This window comes from Baaleninema simplex PCC 7105 (assembly GCF_000332355.1).
GTDB lineage: Bacteria > Cyanobacteriota > Cyanobacteriia > Cyanobacteriales > Geitlerinemataceae > Baaleninema > Baaleninema simplex.
The window spans coordinates 3,121,143-3,123,625 of sequence record NZ_KB235958.1 but is presented as its reverse complement, the minus strand read 5'-3'; the positions used below and the strand labels follow the sequence as shown (position 1 = coordinate 3,123,625).

Annotated in this window: 1 protein-coding gene and 1 pseudogene; both read right to left on the bottom strand. The window is 48.4% G+C overall.

Annotated features, from left to right (window positions below):
- Positions 1–280 (bottom strand): annotated as a pseudogene (locus GEI7105_RS41060) (DUF4277 domain-containing protein); the annotation flags it as partial.
- 361 nt (positions 281–641) lie between these two features.
- Complete coding sequence (glpK, locus tag GEI7105_RS0115940; protein WP_017661434.1) at positions 642–2,141, bottom strand: glycerol kinase GlpK; 1,500 nt, start codon at positions 2,139–2,141, stop codon at positions 642–644.
- Positions 2,142–2,483: the final 342 nt, after the last annotated feature.

Genomic DNA, 2,483 nt, shown 5'->3' with positions numbered 1-2,483 from the left:
AGAACCCTGCCCAGTCGATCGTCATTTAAATACTCGGCTTTAATTCCTTCTCCCAGTAGGTTTTCTACCGCCTTACTTTCAAAGAAATTCTTAAAAATATAAAGAGGGGATGACACTAATCCCATGCCATTTAAAATCATGGCTTTAACGACGAGACCCGCGCTAACTTTTTCCGTCTTTTTTCTCCGAGTAAGTCGTTGACGATTTCGACAATTCCGATTTCGTCAATGATTCCCGCCACTAACCCCAAGTGGTCTAAATTTTTGACCTCTACCGACATAGTCTCTTCCTTTTTCTGATGGCTACATTTTTGATGATGACAGAGTCTCTTCCTTTTTCTGATGGCTACATTTTTTGATGATGACAGAAAAAGCTTGCCGGAAGTCATTCTGCATATCCTACTATTTTTGTCAAGTCAGTTGGCTCTTGAATGTTATTTTCAAGTCAAGGGGTCAGTTGGCTGAGTCGAAATACCTAATTCTTTTCCGATTCAATTTATACTACTTATACACTACATTTGAAGTGCGGAATGTGGGTTATGAGGAGGTGAAGACAGTCACCAGCGAAGGGATGAGAAGAAACGGTTACCTGTCCTCACTCTGGCCTCTTCACTCTTCCCTGAAGAAGCTCCCCGCTCGCCATCAATCGACCCATTCTTTGGCGCGATCGACGGCTTTTTGCCAAACATGATAGTGTTCTACAGCCTGCTGTGCGCCGTCGCCCGGTTCAAAGACGCGATCGATCTTCCGTTTGGCAATTAAATCGCTGTAACTGGAGTAAAAACCGATCGCCAATCCCGCCCCAAACGCCGCACCTTGAGCGGTGGCGTCGAGAATTTCGGGACGTTCGACGGGAATACCCAAAACGTCGGCTTGGAATTGCATTAAAAAGCTGTTTTGCGACGCGCCGCCATCGACTTTCAGTCGCGCCACGGACATATCGCTGTCGCGGTTCATGGCTTCGACGACTTCTTTAACTTGATAGGCGATCGCTTCTAACACCGAACGGACGATATGTTCCCGTTTGACGCCTCCGGTAATGCCTTGAAACGATCCCCGCGCGCTCATGTCCCAATGGGGCGCACCCAAACCGCTCAACGCCGGGACGAAATAGACGCCGTTATTGTCTTTGACCTGCTGGGCGAGGGCTTCGGTTTCGGCGGCGGACGAGATCAGTTGCAATCCGTCGCGCAACCATTGAATGCAAGCCCCAGTAGTGAACATCGCTCCTTCGAGGGCGTAGTTCGAGCGGTCTTTCGTCGTCCAGGCGATCGTCGAAAGCAGTCGGTTGCTCGATCGCGACACTTCGCGTCCGGCTTGAACGATGAGAAAACAGCCGGTTCCATAGGTGCATTTGAGCAAACCGGGGCGATCGCAACCGTGGGCGAACAAAGACGCCTGTTGGTCGCCAAAAATTGCCATCACGGGAACAGCTTCCCCCAAAACCTCGGGGTCGGTGGTGCCGAACTCGCCCATACTGGGTTTAATTTCCGGCATCATGTGGGGGGGAATGCCAAACAGCTTTAGTAAGTCTTTGTCCCAGTCGCCGTTTTCCAAGTTCATCAACATGGTACGGCTGGCGTTGCTGCTGTCGGTGGCGTGGACTTTTCCGCCGGTGAGGTTCCATAAAATCCAGGTGTCGATAGTTCCGGCGACGACGTTATCGAGATCGACTTGTGGGCGGTTTTGTTTGACCCACTCCAGCAACCAGACGAGTTTGGTGGCGGAGAAGTAGGCGTCGAGAACTAAACCGGTGCGATCGTGAATTAGGTGATGTTTTCCCTCTTGGCGCAGTTTGCGACACAAGGGCGCAGTGCGGCGATCTTGCCAAACAATGGCTTTGTGCAGGGGTTTTCCGGTGGTTTTGTCCCATAGCAAGCAGGTTTCCCGTTGCACGGTCAGTCCGACAGCGGCAACGTCCGACGCCGACGCTCCAGTTTTTTCCATCACCTCTGAGATGCAGGCGAGGGTATCTTGCCAAATCTCGACGGCGTCGTGTTCGAGCCATCCTGGTTCGGGATAGTACTGATTCAGTTCCTTATAGACTTGTCCGGCGATTTGACCGTCTCGGTTAAATAGAATTGCTCGATTTCCGGTGGTGCCGAGGTCGAGTGACAGAATGTATTGTTTAGGGTTTGTCATAATGAATTATCGATCGGTCGTCTTTAATTTTCTATAGTATCGTTTTGTCTCGTGTTTTCGATCTGACTATTGGGTTCGCGTCACAATATTTATAATTTTTTAGGATTTATCGATATTTTGAGACTTGAAGTTAGACGGCGATCGCAAAATGTAAATATGTTTTTTTTGAATACTCCAAAATCTCAAAATATTGACTTATTTTAATCAAAAAATATGCTGATATTTTTTGATTTTTTCTCGAATATTTCGCGCTTGTTTTTTATGAAATTGAGCTGAGAGGGTGACAAGGTAGACGGAAGCCAGACGGGACAATTGTTTGAGAGAATAGAGGAGTCCCAAAAA